Genomic DNA, 18,568 nt, shown 5'->3' on the forward strand with positions numbered 1-18,568 from the left:
GGTTATTCTACAATTTTTTCATAAAATACTACGCATCATAGTTTTAAATGTAGAGTATCCATATCTCACTGTCAACACCATACATGAATATGTACTAATATGTTCACTTTTAGAAATCAAAAAAAGGCAATAAAAAAACGCGGATCATCTCCACGCTTTAAATACAACTTATGATAACAATTGATGTGAAAAGACCCCCGACCATAACTGATAACCAGAGAGCCCTCATTGAAAAAGATACAACTTGCAGATTCTCTTGCAGATCTAAGATCTGTTTCAAACGATAATTTATTGCCGTTTTCGCAAAATCAGCCGCTGCAACTAGCTTCCTTGTTTTGCTATATTCTGAATGATGAATCAGCTTAACAATGGCGGATGCCAGAAAGGTTTTATTTCTCATCTGTTCTATCGCATAGCGGTCGGCCAGAAGCTCAATCCAAATTGAGTAATACAACGATAATCCTTTCAGTATTGGGATATACACCATCCCTTGAGCTAAGCGTCTCAAAGCCCATTTCTTCAACGGATGACCGTGGCGTACATGATAAGCTTCATGCAGAATAACGGCTTTCATTTCATTTTCAGAGAGTGATTCCAGTAAACGGGTTGAAATAACAATCCGCGGCTTCAAAACGCCGGAAGTCAAAGCAAATGGTTCCCTATCAACAACCACCAGAATAGGAATGCCAACATCGTTGTACTTCCGGTTCAATTTTAAAGTGAGAGTTCGTTCTGTTTGCTGCTTGATAAACGCATTCCATCTAAGATGGTGATACATATCCTTTATTACAAAGAAAAGCAGTGTTACGACCGTATATAAGAAAACGATAGTTAACAACGACTCCCCAACGGAGTGTCTGAAACGGAAATCGTGCCAGAAACCCAACATCATATGTGTAATACTGGGTATCCAGCTAATATCCATCAGTTGATGATATAGCGCATACATCAATAAGATAAATAAAGCCGATGTAATGAATACATATACAGCGAATGCAAGATTAGCTTGATTTATTGTTTTCATCACTGTTCCTCATCTTAGCCTCTTGAAGCATATGTTCCACTTTCTTCAGAAGGTCAGGGTCTATTTCTTCCATAACATCGATCAGATGGGCAGCGACGACCTCCCCAAAATCCTTGATGAGCCCTTCTGTAACATTTCTGGTTTGTTCCACAATAAAATCTTCCCTGGAAGCTGCAACCTTAAATTGAGCGAGTTTATTACGCCCTCGCCCTAAAGCTTGCTTCACCAAGATGCCTTTTTCAGATAATCGGTTTAATACGGTCATGATTGTCGTTACCGAGTAGTCATGCTCTGATTTCAAGCTTTCCCGAAGCTGCTGAACATTTACCCAATCGCCAGAATCCCACATTAATTCCATAATCAAAGTCTCAAGTGAGCCCAAAAATCGGTTCAATCCCTCTTCTTGTATACGATAACTCATTTTTTTCATATAGCTAATTCCCCTTTAGCTGTGCTTCACATGTTGAAGCATTTGCACAAAAATCTGCTCAATATGCTCATCATCCAGGGAGTAATATACGGTCTTACCAACTTTACGCCGTTTGACGATTCGCAAATTGCGTAAATATCTTAATTGATGAGAAATCGCGGATTGGCCCATTCCTAATACTTGTACGATATCATGAACACATAACTCTTTATTTAGCAAAGTGTGAATAATTTTTAGTCTTGTGGGATCCCCAAGTGCTTTAAACACCTCAGCTAATCCACCGACAATTTGGTCTGTTATCAGTTGTTCTTTCAACACGTCAATATCTGAAGTTCCATGACAAGCGTCGTCACATTGATCTTGTGTGGTTTTTGATAAGATCTCTTCCATCATACCTTCTCGCTTTCTGATGATAAAACTTACGATTTACTTTTCATTATAACAGAAATCCGTTTATTTTTCTGCTCTAAGGAAGGTTCAAATAATATACAAAATTATTTCACAATGTTCAATTTTCCGTTTTTAAAGTTGTAATACTTTGTTCAATCAGAATTCACAGATAACGTGAAAAAAATCACAAGTCTTAAATTACACTATTTCCATATCCGAATAAATTAATCAGTAGGTGATACGACTTGGATCCATTCCGAAAACATGAAAGGCGACTGATGTACCTTATGTTCAGTGTAGCGTTAGTCATGTTAGTCTCATTTATTCGCAAATTCCTTTAATCATTAAAAATTGAAAGGTGATGAACCACTGTGCCTACCTACGATCCCGTATTTTATAGCCGGTTGCTTACCGAGACCACGTTGGCGTTTCATATCATTTTCGCAACAATCGGCGTTGGTGTTCCTGTCATGATTATGTTGGCTGAGCTAGCCGGCATTAAGCGCAAAGATCCTTACTATACGTTGTTGGCACGAAGATGGGCTCGAGGATTCGTTATCACCGTAGCTATTGGCGTAGTTACCGGTACAGCAATCGGCCTTCAACTCAGTCTCTTATGGCCTGCGTTTATGGAAATTGCCGGACAAGCTATTGCGCTTCCCTTGTTCTTAGAAACCTTTGCCTTTTTCATTGAAGCTATATTCCTGGGCATTTACCTGTATACATGGGAACGTTTAAAACCAATGCACCATCTCTTATTACTCGTTCCTGTCGTAATCGGCTCCTCAGCTTCAGCTTTCTTTATTACTACAGTAAATGCATTTATGAACACCCCTCAAGGATTCTCACTGAAAGATGGGGTAATTACTAATGTGCAGCCTATACTAGCTATGTTTAATCCTTCTATGCCGACCAAAGTTGCACATGTGCTCTCCTCTGCTTACATGACCAGCGCATTTATTTTGGCAGCTATTGCAGCCTATTCCCTTCTCAGGAAAAAGGGAGACGTCTCATACGCCAAGAAGGCTTTAAAATTGACCATAACCGCCGGTCTTGTTTTCGCCATTGCTACAGCCCTTATCGGTGATTTATCAGCCAAATTTCTAGCTAAAAATCAACCTGAAAAACTCGCAGCAGCAGAGTGGCATTTTGAAACGACAGCAAATGCGCCGCTCATTTTAGGTGGTGTTCTGACTGATAATAATGAAATTAAATATGCTTTGAAAATTCCATATGCACTTAGTATTTTAGCGGGGGGAACTCCCGGGTCGGAAGTAAAAGGCCTTAATGAAGTCCCACCTGATCTTCGTCCACCCTTATATGTTCATTATTTTTTTGATGCTATGGTCGCTATTGGGATGTTCGCGATTGTAGTTGCGATTTTGCATCTATGGTATGCACGAAAAAAATCACTTAAGCCTTACCCAAGATGGCTTCTCGCTTTTATCGTGATTTGCGGACCTCTTTCCATGCTTGGTATTCAATGCGGGTGGTTTTATGCGGAAGTGGGTCGTCAGCCATGGATTTTACGAGGGTATCTGAAAGTGGCAGATGCCGCTACTACATCTCAACACGTGGATACCATGCTGCTACTTTTTTGTTTACTTTATCTCGTATTAGCACTTACAGCGGTCAAAGTGTTATCCAAGCTCTTTAGAAAAAACGATGTTGCAGACGAATTGACAGCACTCGGGATTGTCGGAGGGAGGATCAAGAAATGAGCCTTGAACTCATTGGGATAACGGTTTTATGGATCTTTTTATACGGGTATTTAATTGTGGCCTCCATCGATTTTGGGGCAGGGTTTTTCAGCTATTATTCGGTAATTACAAAGAAACAGCATATCATTCATCATATTATTGAAAGATATCTTTCTCCTGTCTGGGAAGTAACGAATGTTTTCTTGGTTTTTTTCTACATCGGAATGGTTGGATTTTTTCCAGAGACAGCACGTTATTATGGGACAGCGCTGCTTATACCAGGGAGTATGGCCATCATCTTGCTTGCCATAAGAGGAGCCTACTATGCCTTCAGCAACTACGGTTCCAAGGATAACAAAATGTATATGCTCATTTATGGAGCAACAGGCTTGCTTATCCCTGCAACGCTTTCGACAGTACTTACCATCTCCGAAGGTGGCGTCATTATTGAACAAAATGGATTGATTCAGCTTAACTGGCAAAGGCTCCTCGGCAATCCCTACACTTGGTCAGTCCTATTATTGTCACTGGTCAGTGTTCTTTACATTTCCGCCATGTTCCTTTCGTATTATGCATACAGGGCAAAAGATAAACCCGCATTTAAGATTTTACGCGGCTATGCGCTTTTCTGGAGTGGACCAACGATTCTTGCAAGTTTTCTAGTCTTTTTCACGATTAATCAGCAAAATCCAGAACATTATAGCAACATGCTCTCCCTAGGATGGATGTTTGGAGCATCATTTCTATGCTTCTTGGTTGCCGTTTATCTGCTTTGGAAGCAAATGAAGCTTGGTTTATCGTTCATCTTCGTGCTTTTGCAATTTGCTTTTGCTTTTTTTGGCTATGGGAAAGCCCACTTACCCTACATTTTATACCCTTACATCAGTATTCATGAGAACTTTACAAATCAAACGATGGGAACTGCTTTGGTAATTTCCTTTATCGCTGGGATTATTATTCTAGTCCCTTCGCTCTTTTTGCTTATGCGTTTATTTTTGTTCGATGCCGATTATGTACAAGGCAAATTAGTAAAGAAAGGAAATTAAATTGAAAAAAGCAGGTCTGGACGAAAGAGAGTCCTTGACCTGCTGCTTGTTTTACCGTCATTTAAGACATTCGTTTGTTCTTCTGCAGTAATCTCATCCCGTTCGCAATAACGAGGAGCGAGCTGCCCGTATCCGCCAATACGGCCATCCATAGCGTTGAAGTTCCTAGAAAGATCATAACGAGAAAAACCACTTTAACCAGCAGTGAGAAAACAATATTTTGTTTAATGATTTTTAACGCTCTCCGACTTAAACCAATCGCATATGGCAGTTTGGATAGATCGTCCGCCATTAGCGCCACGTCTGCCGTCTCTAAAGCAGTATCCGTGCCCGCGGCCCCCATGGCGATCCCGACAGTCGCTGTCGCTAAAGCTGGGGCGTCGTTTACTCCATCGCCAAGCATGGCTACATGACCATAATTCGTCATTAATTCTTTTACCGAAGAAACCTTGTCTTGCGGAAGCAGCTCGGCATAGTATTCGATCCCTCCAAGCTTTGCAGCAACAGCCTGAGCAGTTCCACGGTTGTCCCCGGTTAACATCACCGTTTTCTTAATGCCAATATGTTTTAGTTGTTCCAGCGTTGATTTACTATTGGGACGAACTTCATCCGCTACAGCAAAAATAGCGATTAGTTTCTCACTTGTCCCCATAATCATAACCGTTTGTCCTTGTTGCTCTAGATCACTTATTCTTGCAAGGACTCCGTCCATCGAAACATTCAAATCGTTAGCAAACCATTTGGGACTGCCAATAAAATACTCCTCACCCTCCAGGGTGGCCTTAACCCCACGACCGGTTACAGAAGTAAAAGACGAAATTTCCTTCATCTTTATGCCCTTCTGCTCTGCAAACCGGACAATTGCCTCAGCCACAGGGTGTTCAGATGAAGACTCAATCCCGGCTGCTATCGATAAAACGTCTTCCTCAGTCCGTCCATCCAGCGCAATAATGGCAGTTACTTGTGGCATTCCCGCGGTTAACGTACCTGTTTTATCAAAAACTACAACAGAGACGGCTCCTAATCTTTCTAAATGTGCTCCTCCTTTGATGAGGATACCATTTCTTGCCGCGTTACCTATTGCAGACACAATAGAAACAGGGGTGGAGATAACCAATGCGCATGGGCAAGAGACAACCAACATCATAAGTGAGCGATAAATCCACATTTGAAAAGGTTGTGCAAAAAATACGGGAGGTATAATCGCTATTCCGACGGCAATAATCAAAACTGCGGGTGTGTAGTATTTAGAAAAAATATCTACAAACCTTTGCGAAGGGGCTTTTTGAGCCTGTGCATCTTCAACCATCGTAATAATACGGGACAATGTATTATCTTTGGAGAGCTTCGTTACCTCAACTTCAATTGCTCCTTGTTGGTTAATTGTTCCTGCAAAAACCTCGTCCCCAGCCGCTTTTTCCACAGGAATTGATTCTCCTGTAATTGGCGCCTGGTTGATCGATGAAGCACCGCTGATAATGACTCCGTCCACCGCTATTTTCTCACCCGGTTTGACAATCACCGTATCACCGATTCGGATATCTTCAATCGCCATCATAGACTCGTGACCATCTCTGCGCACTAAGGCTTCTTTCGGAGATAAATCCATCAGCCCCCTGATGGACTTTCTAGTCCGATCCATGGTGTAGGCTTCTAATGTTTCACCCAAAGAGAACAGAAATACAACGGCTGCGCCTTCCTCCCACTGCCCGATCAGAGCAGCACCGACTGCTGCAACAGTCATGAGGAGATCCATACCGATTGTACGTGACTTTAAACCGTAAAATCCTGTTCTCGCGATGCGGAATCCGCCAATAACGATAGCTGCAGCGTATAATACCGTTGAATAGATCTCTTCTACAAAGGCCCCCAACGATAACCCCCAAGCTATTGCAAACAATAGCCCTGCTAAAAACGTAGGAAGAACCTTATTATTCCGCCTCCAAAAGCTTAATTCATCCGTTGGCCGCGCGCCCCCTGTATCCAGCATGGCCGTATATCCGGCCTGTTGGACCGTCTGTACGATGCTTTGAAACGCTGTTCCGTTATGTTCAACGGTCATCTTAGCCGCTCCATAGTTAACCGTTACCTGATGAACTTCCGGAAGTGATCCAACTCGCTTCTCTAATTTTTGCGCGCAATCCGCACAATCCATCCCATCGATTCGGTAGACGGAGGTTTGATTCGCTTGTGATTGCTGCTGGATCCGGTACCCTAAGTTATTTATTTGTTTCGTAATCATCCCAAAATTAACAATGGGTTCAACATATGCAAGGCTCATCTTGGCCGTGGCGAAATTGACCGAAACCTGCTTTACCCCTTCTAAACGAGATACGGATCTCTCCAGCTTCACTGCGCAATCCGCACAATGCATGCCCTCAAGCGTTACTGTTCGATTGACCGTATCACCCAGTGTGTTCCCACAACAGGAGTCACCGTGATGGTGATCGTGGTTATGATGGTGATCGTGGTCATGATCGTGGTTATGATCATGTGTGTGATCGTTGCAACAAGAGGCTTTTGAAGACATCAGAAATCATACTCCTCATTATCCATTAATATATGATTAATTGTTCATGTATTGATTTTATATTATGTCGATCTCCTTATTATGTCAATTGTTATTGACCCAAAGATAACAAAAAAAGGGAGGTCCAATGTTGGAACTCCCCTAAATAGTCATTAACTTTCCCTACTCTACAACGTCTCCGTATTAAGCGTAAATCCTTCGATCATGACGTCTTCGTCAACCTCGATCAAAACACATCGTTTTCCCTGATAATTCACCTGTCTCACGTACTTCAAATCTTGCGGACTAACCGAAATCGTGGCTACCTTCGTCTCAATCTTAATCGATTTCGAAGTGAACTTCGGAATGACGCTGCTCGCTTTAAGCTCATAATTTTTATCGTCGACGACGTTTTGGAACGCTCGTTCTACCTTCTCCATCGTCACGTCCTCCACGCCGCTCACCGCCAGCATGCGTTCCACGTCTTTATAATCCAGCTTTGGAGGCTCTTCCTCCTCGTTGGACTCGATGACCCGGTGAATTTCCTCGTACACATGAGCGATCGTAGAAGCATCCAGTTGTTCGCCCGCCACTTCCTTCACGATTTCCTCAAAAATGGCTCTCTCTTCGAGCGCCGTCACGGTCTTCTCAGCATTTAAGACTTGCTCTATAAATTGCGGATTCGGCTCATGCGCTTTCCCCGCGCAATACAGAATACGATTTACGTCGGAATAGTTGTCCGTCACGCTAGGGTAGAAAAAACCTTGCTCCGGCGTGTTCAATTTGACGATCGGATCTACGAAGACGTTATACTTAAATTCCCTCTCGACATAATCAAACATGAGCGTTTTCCGCTGTTGTTCCGTGGAATTCACGCTGCACAAAATGAACAGATTAGCGAACATCTCGTCCTTTCCAGTCTCCTCGGCTTCGTCATTCCTTGCCTTTGTCGGCTTGGAATATTGCCCGCGGACGAAAGTAATTACCGTATCCTGTTCGTAAACGGTGTCCGCCAGCATCTTCTCCACTAACAGCAGCATCAGATCCTGCCACTCTTCCGGATTGCCGGTCACCAAGCCTTGATGAAGAAGCACCTGCGTAGGTTGTTCCGCTTCCTCCTGAAACTTTAACTCGTACAGCTTGTGATCTAATTCACCGGTCAGCAGCTTTTTGAAGTTTGCCATATAGAGTTCCTGCTTCTCCCTGTCCACTAAGGCGAAAGGCTGACGCTCGTAATGATAGATCTCGTTGGTTTCCTTCATAATGTACACGTTAAAAATGTCGTATAGGCGAAGCATCTCGTTATCTAATTTAAATTGCTTGCGAATATGTGCGATTTCTTTCTTTATCATGATCCCTCAGTCATCTCCTAAGAAGTGAAATGGCCTAACCAAAACTACTTCCTGTATGTTAATCCATAATGATAGATTTCTCAACAATTTTGAGAAGCAATCTTCCGTGGAAATCGTATGAAAATATTTCATATTTATGGTAAAATGCCATGAGGCCTCATTTGGCCAAGCAAATGTGTATTTAAAATAAAGAATGGTGATAAATAGAATGGATACCGTGAAACCGTTTCTGATTGCTGTACAGATAGAAAATGAAATACCAAATGTAACGTTCGACACCTACTTAGCGTTATTGCCTGAAGATCAAAGAAATTCAGTTATGAAGTATAAAAAAAAGGATGATCGAGATCGCGCATTACTAGGTGCATTATTAACTCGATTTCATATAAGTAAGCTGTGTTCAATTCCGATCCAAGCCATTCTTATTCACAAAAATCAATACGGCAAACCGTACTTGCCTATGTACCCCGATATCCATTTCAATCTATCCCATTCGGGGAATTGGGTTGTTTTCATCGTTGGAAAGAAAGCTGTCGGAGTTGATGTCGAGCAAATCAAGGAAATCGATATCTCAGCAGCGGCTTCTTTTTTCTCCAGCACTGAGCTCGAGTTGTTATCCTCTTATGAAGGACATCGAAAGTTAGCATGCTTTTATGACTTGTGGACGCTCAAAGAAAGCTATATAAAAGCGATTGGGGAAGGATTGTCAATGCCGCTTGACTCTTTCTGGATAGAGCTGGAACCGTTCATTACCGTTCATACGCGTAAAGGCATTCAAAACTGGCATTTGAAACAGTATGCGCTCGGCGATGCCTACAAGCTCTCCGTCTGCAGCGCTCATTCTTCATTGCCTGAAAAAGCAACCAGAATGACATCGACCGAACTTCTGGATCAGGTGTCCATTCATGTTTCTGCGCAAATAGCTTCGGGTCACAAACTATGACGACGATTCATCATAGCCTGTGACCCGAATGAGTCATATGCATTTTATCGTTTTGTGTTGATTTTGCGCTTCAGGTCGTCGGTCAACGTAGACAAGGTGTTTGCCGCTTCCAACGTTTGACCCATGGAGGAGAAATGTTCCTCGGACGCCGCACGGATATTGTCCATTTCCGATCTGGCATTGTCGAAGATTTTCTCTGTCTGACCTAGGGAATCGGTCACTTCCTCTGTATGCGCCGAAATTTCCTCTACGGCTGCAGATACTTCCTGAATTTGCGTGCTCACCTCTTCGATCGAGGTTTGAATATATAAGAATGTCGTGCCGGCGTGATTCAACGAGTCAAGCCCTTTCTTCATATCCGCTGCCACATCTGAGGAAGAAAGAATAGCTTCATTCGCTTCTTGTTGAATCATACCGTTAATCAGCCTCACCTGCTTCGCAGATTCCGCTGACTGCTCGGCCAGCTTGCGCACTTCGCTGGCAATAACGGAGAACCCGCTGCCGTATTCGCCTGCGCGCGCTGCTTCAATCGCAGCATTCAAAGCAAGCAAATGCGTCTGGCTGGACAGTTCCGTAATGACCGAAACGAAAGTCTCTACTTCCTTGGAGCGATCTCCAAGTCGGTTCACCTGCACTAGCATTCTCTCCAAAGCTTCATCCGTTTGGGTGATTTGAGCAATTGCCTGCTGTATCGTTTCTCCGCCCATAGCCGCTTTATGGGATGTTTCACCGGAAGTGCTTGCTACTTCGTCGGAACTGCTGGCAATCTGCTGAATGGCGGAGGAAATCTCCGTCATCGTTCTAACGGTGGTTTGCAGAACTTCCATCTGCCTCTTCGAATCTTCCGCCACGTTTCGAGTCGATTCGCTAATAAGGTCCGCAACAAAGTGCCCTACTTCCGAAGTTGTCTTCACCAGATCAACAGCTGAATTTACGTCAGTCACGAAATGCTCGGCTCCTCCAACAACTTCTTGCAGGGAATGTGCAACCCGATGGAAGTCGTGTACAGCCGCCTGCGTTGTCGCGGAGCTGAAGTTCAATTCGCTTTCCGATAAATCGCCATCGGCCACACGCTTAATTTCAGCCGCTAATAGAATCAGGTCGCTTTCCGCATGACGCTTGGCACGGTTGATCACCACATAAGCTCCTCCGAAACACGCAAGAGCGACCACAATAAGACCTATCAAGAAGGAAGCCCAGCCTCTTCCAGGCAAGAAAAACAGAAATGACAGGACAAACGGCAGCAGCGCTATGACCGATGAAGAGAGAACGATCTGTTTATCTTTAAAAGAATCTTTAAAAGAATTCAATGTATACACCAACCCAACAACTTTTTTTTACATTAATTTTGAAAAAAGCCTGGAACCCAGGCTTTTTTCAAATACAGTCATTTAGTTCAAGTATGCTTCCGCATCTTCCAATTTTTCGAAGGCAAGGACGATATCCCCGAACATACGTTTCATTTGCATTTTCGATACAGCGGATCCTGTATAGTAAGCCCATTTAGAAAGGCCCTTTTGAACGGATAGCTCTCCCAGCGGCCCTAACGCCACCGCTACTTCCTGGGTAAACAATTTGCCTTCGCTCAAGTCCGTCATGCCAGTAAAACCTGGTTTTACCTGAGCAAGGACTTTATTAAATTCCTGTATATACGCTTCTACGTCTTCCATTGTGATGCTTTGTACTTTAACAGTAATTCTGTTCTTTGCTTGGTCGTAAGAAATTTGGAACATGGTCTTACCTCCTGAAGTGTTTAAAATAAGTACTACTTTGATTTTACCAAAATTTACTTTGAAGTAAAGAAAAATTTGTCGTATTTAGCAGTTTTATGAAAGGTTTATTGTCGAATTATGTATTTTTTAGCGAATACATGTCGAATTATAAGAAACCAACCTCTTTGCAGTAAGCGATCATAGCGTTGATCTGCTTGGGTTCAACCGCTTTCCATGAGAAACCGAGCAGGTTCAATACGGCAACGGTTTTCAGCACGGAAGTTTCAAATACCGTCTCATTATGATGCTGTTCCAGCCAGCCATAGTGCAGCATAATCTTCTCGATCTCATCCCGGCAGTCGTCCGCCTCGTATTTCGCCGTCATGTAATCGATGAATTGTTCGAATGATCCCGACTTCACGTCCCACTCCAACCGTCCGTCTGCCAAAATGCGGTGCAAGCTTTCGCGATGCGGATTGAATAGATGGAAAATCTCATTTTGCAATGCCTCTGGCTGCATCAGCAGTACAATCGCCCTGCTCACCGCATCGACATATGAGAAATCCGTGTCCGGTTCCATCTCAGGCACCATGCCAAGCCGGATGAATGATTGAATCATCGTGTAGAACGCGTTTTCCCCGATATTTTCTTGGAATTTGCCTGTTTCGGAATGAAACACGATGTTGCCGATTCGGTAAATGCTCGATCGAATGCCCGTTTCTCTGGCAAGTACGACCCTGCGCTCGGCTTCATGCTTCGTTTTTGCATAATAGTTTTCATACTGCTGTCCAAGATCAAGATCATACTCCGTAAAGTAAACGGCTGACTCGCCTGCGATGGTGCCCGACGCCACGCCAAGGGTAGAAATATGATGAATGTCCTTGCGCTGGTTCAGCTCAGCGAATGTGAGCAGCCGATCCGTAGCAACGATGTTGTGTTGTTCAAAATAGTCGTAAGTCCCATAATGCTTCACTGTTGCTGCTGAATGCACAATGCCGTCAACGGTGCGGGACAGCTCCATATAGGTCTCTTCCGGCAAACCAAACCGCTCTTGCGTCAGGTCTCCCCGATACACCTTAATCCTGCGGAGCATAGCCTCATCCACGAGCGAGCCGAAATAGAAAGCCAATTTCCCTTTCATGCGGTCGGCCGCTTGCTCGTCGGAATCACCGCGTACGATAACATGGACAGTCCATGAGGTCGTCGTCAGCATATCGCGCAGCAGATGAATACCCAGGTATCCGGTCGCGCCAGTCAGCAGCACATGGCTGTAAGCAACTTTCTTTGTCACATCCAAACGGTCATACTTCTCATTCTTCAAGCGGTAAACTTCCTTGCTATCGTCAAAGGAATGAGTGGATTGGGCGCTGTGAGCATTTTTCAGCTGCGCCAATTTATCCATTAGCCGATTGTTCGCCGTCTTGACTTTGGCAGACAAAGCGGCAATCGTCTGATGCTCGAACACATCGTTAATGCCGATTTCAAACTGCTGCTGCAGCCTGGCTACCATGACCGCCGCTTTAAGCGAATGTCCGCCCAGCTCGAAGAAATTATCGTGAATGCCGATACGGGCTACACCAAGCAGATCCTGCCATACTTCTGCAATCCGGCTTTCCGTTTCCGTCCGTGGCGCTACATAGTCACTGCCCAAAGGCAATTGTCCCAGCTCCGGTTCAGGAAGGGCCCTGCGATCGATTTTGCCGTTAGGCGTCAACGGCAATGCCGGTAGCTGTACGAAGTACGAGGGGATCATGTAATCCGGCAAGCTTTCAGCCAGATGGCTCCGCAGTTCCATGACGCTTAGCTCTTCTTCCACAGCGATATATGCGCATAAGTATTTGCCTCCGCTGCCATCTTCTTTGGCTAACACAATCGATTCCTTCACGCTTGCATGATTGAGCAGCGTGTTCTCGATTTCTCCCAGCTCGATACGGAATCCGCGAATTTTCACCTGATGATCCAATCTTCCCAGAAACTCGAGCGTACCGTCTTCATTCCATCGAGCCAAATCGCCTGTTTTGTACATTCTGCCTTCTTCGGCATAAGGGTCCGGCAAATAACGTTCCGCTGTCAAATGGTCTTGGCCGTAATAGCCTCTGCCTACGCAATCACCCGCAATGTATAACTCGCCTGGCACTCCGGGCGGCTGAACCTGCAGACGATCATTTAAAATGTAAATGCTTGTGTTAGCAATCGGACGGCCGATCGGCGGAATTTCCGGAATTTCTCCGTTCGGATCAATCGTATACGTCGTGGCCACGTGAGTTTCCGAAGGTCCGTAGTGATTGTGCAAATACACCTGATAACGACGCAAATGCTCCCTGAACTTTTCCGGAACGATAAGCTGCTCGCCAGCCGTAATAATATGGCGAACCGAAGTCGGGAACCGGTCTGCGTATTCCTTCTCGTTTAATATGAATTTGAGGAACGAAACAGGCATGAACAGGATATTGATTCTTTCGTCTTCGATCACTTGAAGCAGCTTGCCAACCTCACGGCGAGTATCGTTTGTTACTAAATATAAAGTGCCGCCCGCCAGCAGGGTGGACCAAATTTCCTGTGAGCATACGTCAAAGCTCAGTGTCGTGAATTGCAGCACTTTCCCGCTATAATCGACATTAGTCTGCGTAAATTCATATTGGAGCAGGTTGATCATATTGCCGTGCTCCAGCATGACACCCTTCGGCTTGCCTGTCGTTCCAGACGTATAAATAACATATAGCAAATTGTGCGCTTTGTTGCGGTTTTGAGGATTATCTGCCTGTTCGCTATAGACTCCGTCTTGATCCAGGTACAGCTCTTCGCCTTCGAATGTTGTTTTGCCGGCCAAATGCGTTTGCGTCAACATCAGCCTTGCCCCGCTGCTCGATAGCATATAGTTCACACGATCTTGCGGATATTCCGGATCGATAGGGACGTAGGCGCCGCCTGCTTTTAGAATGCCAAGTAGTCCAACAATCATCTCCAGCGACCTATCGGTCATAAGTCCTACAACTTCATCGGCCTGAATACCTTTCTCGATTAGCGTTCCAGCAAGACGGTTGGCCTTCTCGTTCAGCTCCCGGTATGTCAGCTTTTCCTTCCCAAATACAAGAGCGGTATGCTCCGGTGTCCGCAGCGCCTGTTCCTCGAACAACGTCTGAATCGTCGCTTCCTTAGGATACGGGACAGCCGTATCGTTCAAGCCGTAGACTTGCTCATGAACTTCCGTCTCGTCCAGCAAAACAATTTCCGACAGCTGCAGCTGGCTCGACGAAACAGCTGCTTGAAGAATACGGATATAGTGACGGATCATCCGTTCCACAGTGTCCTGTCTAAACAAATCTGTGCAGTATTGGAAATCGATGCGCACAGCCGCTTCCGATTCATTGACATCCACCATCAGATCATATTTGGCAATCGGCTCCACGTATGGGGCTACCGTTACCTCAGATCCTTCCATTGACGGTGCGGTCCGTCCTGTATTTTGCATCACAAACAAGGTGTCAAACAACGGGTTCCGCCCGGGAACGCGAGGTATGTTCAAATCCTGAAGCAGGTGCTCCAGCTCATACTCCTGATGCTCAATAGCGCCAAGAACGCAAGCTCTAATTTCCTGCAAAAACACGGAGAACGACTTATTCTTTTCAGGATAACTCCGCAAAGGCAGCGTATTAACAAACATGCCTATCATATGCTGCATTTCATTTTCCGTACGGCAAGCAAAAGGAGCGCCAACAACGATGTCCTCCTGCCCGGAATAACGGGCAAGCAGCACGTTATATGCAGCAAATAAAATCATATACAGCGTCGTATCGGAGGAAGCCGCAAGCTTCTTCAAACCATCCGTCATTTCGGTGTCGAGCTGAATGGAAACCGTATTTCCTTTAAAGCTCTGAACGAGCGGACGCTCCATGTCGGTCGGCAGATGCAGAATCGGGATTTCTCCCGCCAGCGCCGACTTCCAGTAATTTTGCAAGGCGTTTCGGGCCGTAACATTTTCCTGTTTCCCGTACCAGACTGCAAAATCTTTGAATTGAAGAGAGAGTGCAGGAAGTTCTTCCCCTCCGTACAGCTTGCTCCACTCTTCGAAAAACAGATGCATCGAAACGCCATCCACGGCAATATGGTGGAAATCAAGCAGCAGGTAATGCAGATCGCCCGAACAGGAAACCAAACTCGTCCGCATCAAAGGAGCCTCTCCCAGATTGAATGGCTTCACAAATTCGCGCATGATGCCTGCTACATCTGTAGTGCCAGCTGTAAGAACTTGCAGCCTGAACGGAATGTAGTCCTTAATTGTTTGTACAATCTCTTCTCCGGCCCATTGGAAAGAGGTGCGCAGCATGTCATGGCGGTCAATGAGCTGTTGAATCGTATGCTCCAGCCTGCCCACATCAAGCTTGCCTTCGATACGAAGCAGCATAGGTGTGTTGTAGGCAGTTCCTACGCCTTCCATTTGCTCTATCAGATACATACGACGCTGCGCCGGGTAAACAGGATAATGCTCCATCGCCGGCGCCGGCTCGATAACGGGACGGGCTGCGTCAGCACGGGTATTTCCGGCAATTCTCAGCGCTTGTTCTCTGACTGTCGTATACTGGAACAAGTCGGTGATCGGCAATCGCACGCCGAAGCGCTGCTCGATCTGCCCACGCAGTAAGGCCGCTTGCAGGGAATGACCGCCGATTTCGAAGAACCGCTCATCAGTGCCAATATTGGCATGCCCCAAAATCTGCTGCCACAACGCTATGAGCTGGCTTTCCGTTTCGTTCGCTGCTGGCGTAGACACAGCCGATTCTACCGCTCGCTCAGGTTCTGGCAGCGCACGTCGGTCTACTTTGCCATTGGCATTTACAGGCAAGCTGGATAAGGTCACAAAACGCGCTGGAACCATATAGTCCGGCAAGCGAATAGACAGAAAATCGGCAAGCTCCCGGTGCGTGCAGCTCTCCGGAGCAACTACATACGCGCACAGATAGCTGGCACCGTGCTGATCCTCGCGAGCCATTACCACGCAATCTTTAACGTCATCGTGCTGCAGAAGCTGCTGTTCTATTTCTCCTACTTCGATACGGAAACCGCGAATTTTCACCTGATGGTCAATTCGTCCGAGAAATTCAATCGTGCCGTCAGGCAGCCATCTGGCAAGATCGCCAGTCCGGTACATGCGCTCATCCTGAGCGTACGGGTGAGAAGTGAATTTCTCCGCAGTCAGGTCGGGTCTGTTCAAATAGCCCCGGGCGAGACCGACACCGCTCACGCACAGCTCCCCGGCCATGCCAATCGGCTGCAGCTTGCCTGCCGCATCCAAAATGAGAATTTGGCTGTTATAAACCGGTTTGCCGATCGGAATGTTATCCGTCAGCTGCGTTACCTTGTGCGAGGTCGTTACGACGGCATTTTCGGTCGGGCCATAGCAGTTAAATAGCTCGTAACGTTTTGCGCTGAAAGTCTTTAATTTATCTCCGCCTGTTAAGAGCACACGCAAAGAGGTGTTGTCCAGCCCCATAAACTGCTCGCACAGCTGAGTCGGCAAAAAGCTGATCGTGATCCCTTGTTGATGGAAAAAAGCATTCAGCTCTTCGCTATCGAGACGAATTTCATCGGGAACCATGCTGAGGGACGCGCCTGAAATAAGATAAGGGAATATTTCCCAAACGGATGCATCAAAACCGAAACCTGCATATTTGGCTGCCCGGTCAAGCTCTGTCACATGAAAATACTTCTGGTGCCACTCAGCCAAATTCACTAGCGACCGGTGCTCAATCATAACGCCCTTCGGCGTTCCTGTTGAACCAGACGTGTAGATGATATAAGCCAAGTCGGTCGGCTTCACTTCAATCCCATTCGCTGATACTTCTTCAGCCTTCAGCCATTCGTCGTTAACGGACCATACTTCTCCTTGGAAAGCAATCTCCGGGCGAATGCCGGGGGTCGTTAACATCAGGCGTGTCTGGCTGTCTTCCAGCATAAACCGTACGCGTTCCGCCGGATAATTCGGATCGATCGGCAAATAAGCCGCCCCTGCCTTCAGAATGCCGAGAATCGAGACAATCATCTGCGTAGAAGCGCCGGCCATAATGCCAACAATGTCACCGGTTCCGAACCCTTCCCTGACGAGAATTCGAGCCAATCGGTTGGATTGCTCGTCCAATTGCTTGTAAGTCAGTGTCTCCTCACCGCTAACTACAGCCGGACGGTCCGGCGTTCGCTCTACTTGTGCTTCGAACAGCTGGTGAATCGCAGCATCCGAGGAGAATTCAACCTGCGTGCTGTTGAACGCTTGCAGCAAAATTTCCTTTTCTTCCGAGCTCATATAATCAATGGATTCGATGGCAGCTTGAGGCTGATCGTTCCAAGTCATCGCGATATTTTCTAAATGGCCGAGCATACGATCTACGGTTGCAGCCTGGAATGCGCTTGCTCGATAGAACGCCTCAACCTCAATCGTTTCCGTTATTGTAAACCGCAGAAACAGATCATTTTCCTGCATAATGGCGTCTATGTCGAACCCGGTATCTCCGCCCATGCCCACAACCGTGTTGAAGGGCAGCTCATGACCAGCCTTCTCCTTGATCTCGCGAAGCTCGCCAATTGTCAGTGACAGCGACCTCTCGCGATCGATGAGGGCTTGTGTTTGCATCACCGTCTCGTCTAAGGAAAGTGCCGAAGCTGTGTTCATCTGAACCACAATCATTTTGTCTTCGCCTGGCAGGAAAGCACCGTAGCAAGCCTCATTTGTGTTTAAATAGCGTTGTAACAATACGAACCATGCCGTATACAATACCGTGGATAGTTCCACGCACGCTAGTTCGGATGCCTTGCGAAATGAGGGCAGGGTCTGCTTTTTGAACAACCGTTTTAAAGAAGATACCACAGTTAGGTCTATCGGTTTCGAATCTGGAGCGAGGAATGTTTTATGATCCTCACTGTATAATTTATGTTGCCAATATTCCTTGGTGTCGTTCTGATTGATAAGGACCAAAGCCATTTCTTCCACTTCCTTCTCTATTTAGATATTATTAGGGCGCAAAAAAAGCAACCCTGCCGAAAAGAGTTGCTTAGCTACTGAACAAGCAATATCTTGGCAGCTGGCTGGCTGATAAACGTTGACGTTCATGTTAGCCCCTTTAGCTTTGCGTCTCCGGCTTCCGCCGGATTTGCCCTTGTATGCAATTGTTTATACTTGTCTTATTTTAGCATATATTACCTCTTGACCTTTTTCATTTTACCATTTCATATGTAATTTTCAATACAATTCATAATTGACAACGCTTTCAAATTTAAAGATTTTGCAAATTATGTCGAAACTGTTGTTTTATCCTCGAAATATTATCTTTTTTATTGTGTTTAATTTTGTTTAGTGATAACTAGGAAAGCTTGCCTTTACGCTCATTTTCGGTAAAAAAAAACTACAGCGGAATAACCAACATACTGTGCTTGTTTTCAAGGTTTTGTAGGTATGCTAGGGGATCTTTTC

Annotated in this window: 11 protein-coding genes and 1 riboswitch; of the genes, 3 read left to right on the forward strand and 8 right to left on the reverse strand. The window is 45.5% G+C overall.

Annotation, left to right across the window (positions count from 1 at the left end; translation table 11 throughout):
* Nucleotides 1–157 precede the first annotated feature (157 nt).
* The 3 genes from AC3WRW_RS18695 to AC3WRW_RS18705 are packed head-to-tail and all read right to left on the reverse strand — an operon-like array spanning nt 158 to nt 1,847.
* The gene (locus tag AC3WRW_RS18695) at nt 158–1,024 is read right to left on the reverse strand and encodes a M56 family metallopeptidase (protein ID WP_492547816.1); all 867 of its coding nucleotides are present in this window, start codon (nt 1,022–1,024) and stop codon (nt 158–160) included.
* Nucleotides 1,002–1,454 (reverse strand): BlaI/MecI/CopY family transcriptional regulator, encoded by a 453-nt coding sequence (locus AC3WRW_RS18700; RefSeq protein ID WP_492547817.1) that lies wholly within the window; start codon nt 1,452–1,454, stop codon nt 1,002–1,004. Before AC3WRW_RS18700 ends, AC3WRW_RS18695 begins: the two co-directional genes overlap by 23 nt.
* 15 nt (nt 1,455–1,469) lie before the next feature.
* Nucleotides 1,470–1,847, reverse strand: a complete 378-nt coding sequence (locus AC3WRW_RS18705; protein ID WP_492547818.1) for an ArsR/SmtB family transcription factor — start codon at nt 1,845–1,847, stop codon at nt 1,470–1,472.
* Between the two features lie 368 nt (nt 1,848–2,215).
* Here AC3WRW_RS18705 and AC3WRW_RS18710 point away from each other — a divergent pair, with 368 nt between their 5' ends.
* Both AC3WRW_RS18710 and AC3WRW_RS18715 read left to right on the forward strand, forming a co-directional pair.
* Nucleotides 2,216–3,565 (forward strand): cytochrome ubiquinol oxidase subunit I, encoded by a 1,350-nt coding sequence (locus tag AC3WRW_RS18710; RefSeq protein ID WP_492547819.1) that lies wholly within the window; start codon nt 2,216–2,218, stop codon nt 3,563–3,565.
* Nucleotides 3,562–4,590 carry a cytochrome d ubiquinol oxidase subunit II gene (locus AC3WRW_RS18715; RefSeq protein ID WP_492547820.1) on the forward strand — a complete coding sequence of 343 codons (1,029 nt, stop codon included), beginning with the start codon at nt 3,562–3,564 and terminating at the stop codon, nt 4,588–4,590. Before AC3WRW_RS18710 ends, AC3WRW_RS18715 begins: the two co-directional genes overlap by 4 nt.
* A 61-nt stretch (nt 4,591–4,651) precedes the next feature.
* Here the strand turns inward: AC3WRW_RS18715 and AC3WRW_RS18720 are convergent, their stop codons facing one another.
* Nucleotides 4,652–7,120 (reverse strand): heavy metal translocating P-type ATPase, encoded by a 2,469-nt coding sequence (locus tag AC3WRW_RS18720; protein WP_492547821.1) that lies wholly within the window; start codon nt 7,118–7,120, stop codon nt 4,652–4,654.
* 167 nt (nt 7,121–7,287) lie between these two features.
* The gene (locus tag AC3WRW_RS18725; RefSeq protein WP_492547822.1) at nt 7,288–8,451 is read right to left on the reverse strand and encodes a DUF4317 domain-containing protein; all 1,164 of its coding nucleotides are present in this window, start codon (nt 8,449–8,451) and stop codon (nt 7,288–7,290) included.
* Nucleotides 8,452–8,659: 208 nt separating this feature from the next.
* Between AC3WRW_RS18725 and AC3WRW_RS18730 the strand changes: the two genes are divergently transcribed.
* Nucleotides 8,660–9,394 (forward strand): 4'-phosphopantetheinyl transferase family protein, encoded by a 735-nt coding sequence (locus AC3WRW_RS18730; RefSeq protein ID WP_492547823.1) that lies wholly within the window; start codon nt 8,660–8,662, stop codon nt 9,392–9,394.
* Nucleotides 9,395–9,438: 44 nt separating this feature from the next.
* Here the strand turns inward: AC3WRW_RS18730 and AC3WRW_RS18735 are convergent, their stop codons facing one another.
* The 3 genes from AC3WRW_RS18735 to AC3WRW_RS18745 form a co-directional block, all read right to left on the reverse strand.
* Nucleotides 9,439–10,713: a methyl-accepting chemotaxis protein gene (locus tag AC3WRW_RS18735; protein WP_492547824.1), complete on the reverse strand. Its 1,275-nt coding sequence runs from the start codon at nt 10,711–10,713 to the stop codon at nt 9,439–9,441.
* 72 nt (nt 10,714–10,785) lie between these two features.
* Complete coding sequence (locus AC3WRW_RS18740) at nt 10,786–11,127, reverse strand: hypothetical protein (RefSeq protein ID WP_492547825.1); 342 nt, start codon at nt 11,125–11,127, stop codon at nt 10,786–10,788.
* 145 nt (nt 11,128–11,272) lie between these two features.
* A complete protein-coding gene (locus AC3WRW_RS18745) occupies nt 11,273–17,785 on the reverse strand; it encodes a non-ribosomal peptide synthetase (protein ID WP_492547826.1) in 6,513 nt (2,170 codons plus the stop codon).
* 386 nt (nt 17,786–18,171) lie between these two features.
* A riboswitch (cyclic di-GMP riboswitch) is annotated at nt 18,172–18,263 on the reverse strand.
* Between the last annotated feature and the right edge of the window lie 305 nt (nt 18,264–18,568).

Source organism: Paenibacillus sp. FW126-R14 (assembly GCF_058789495.1).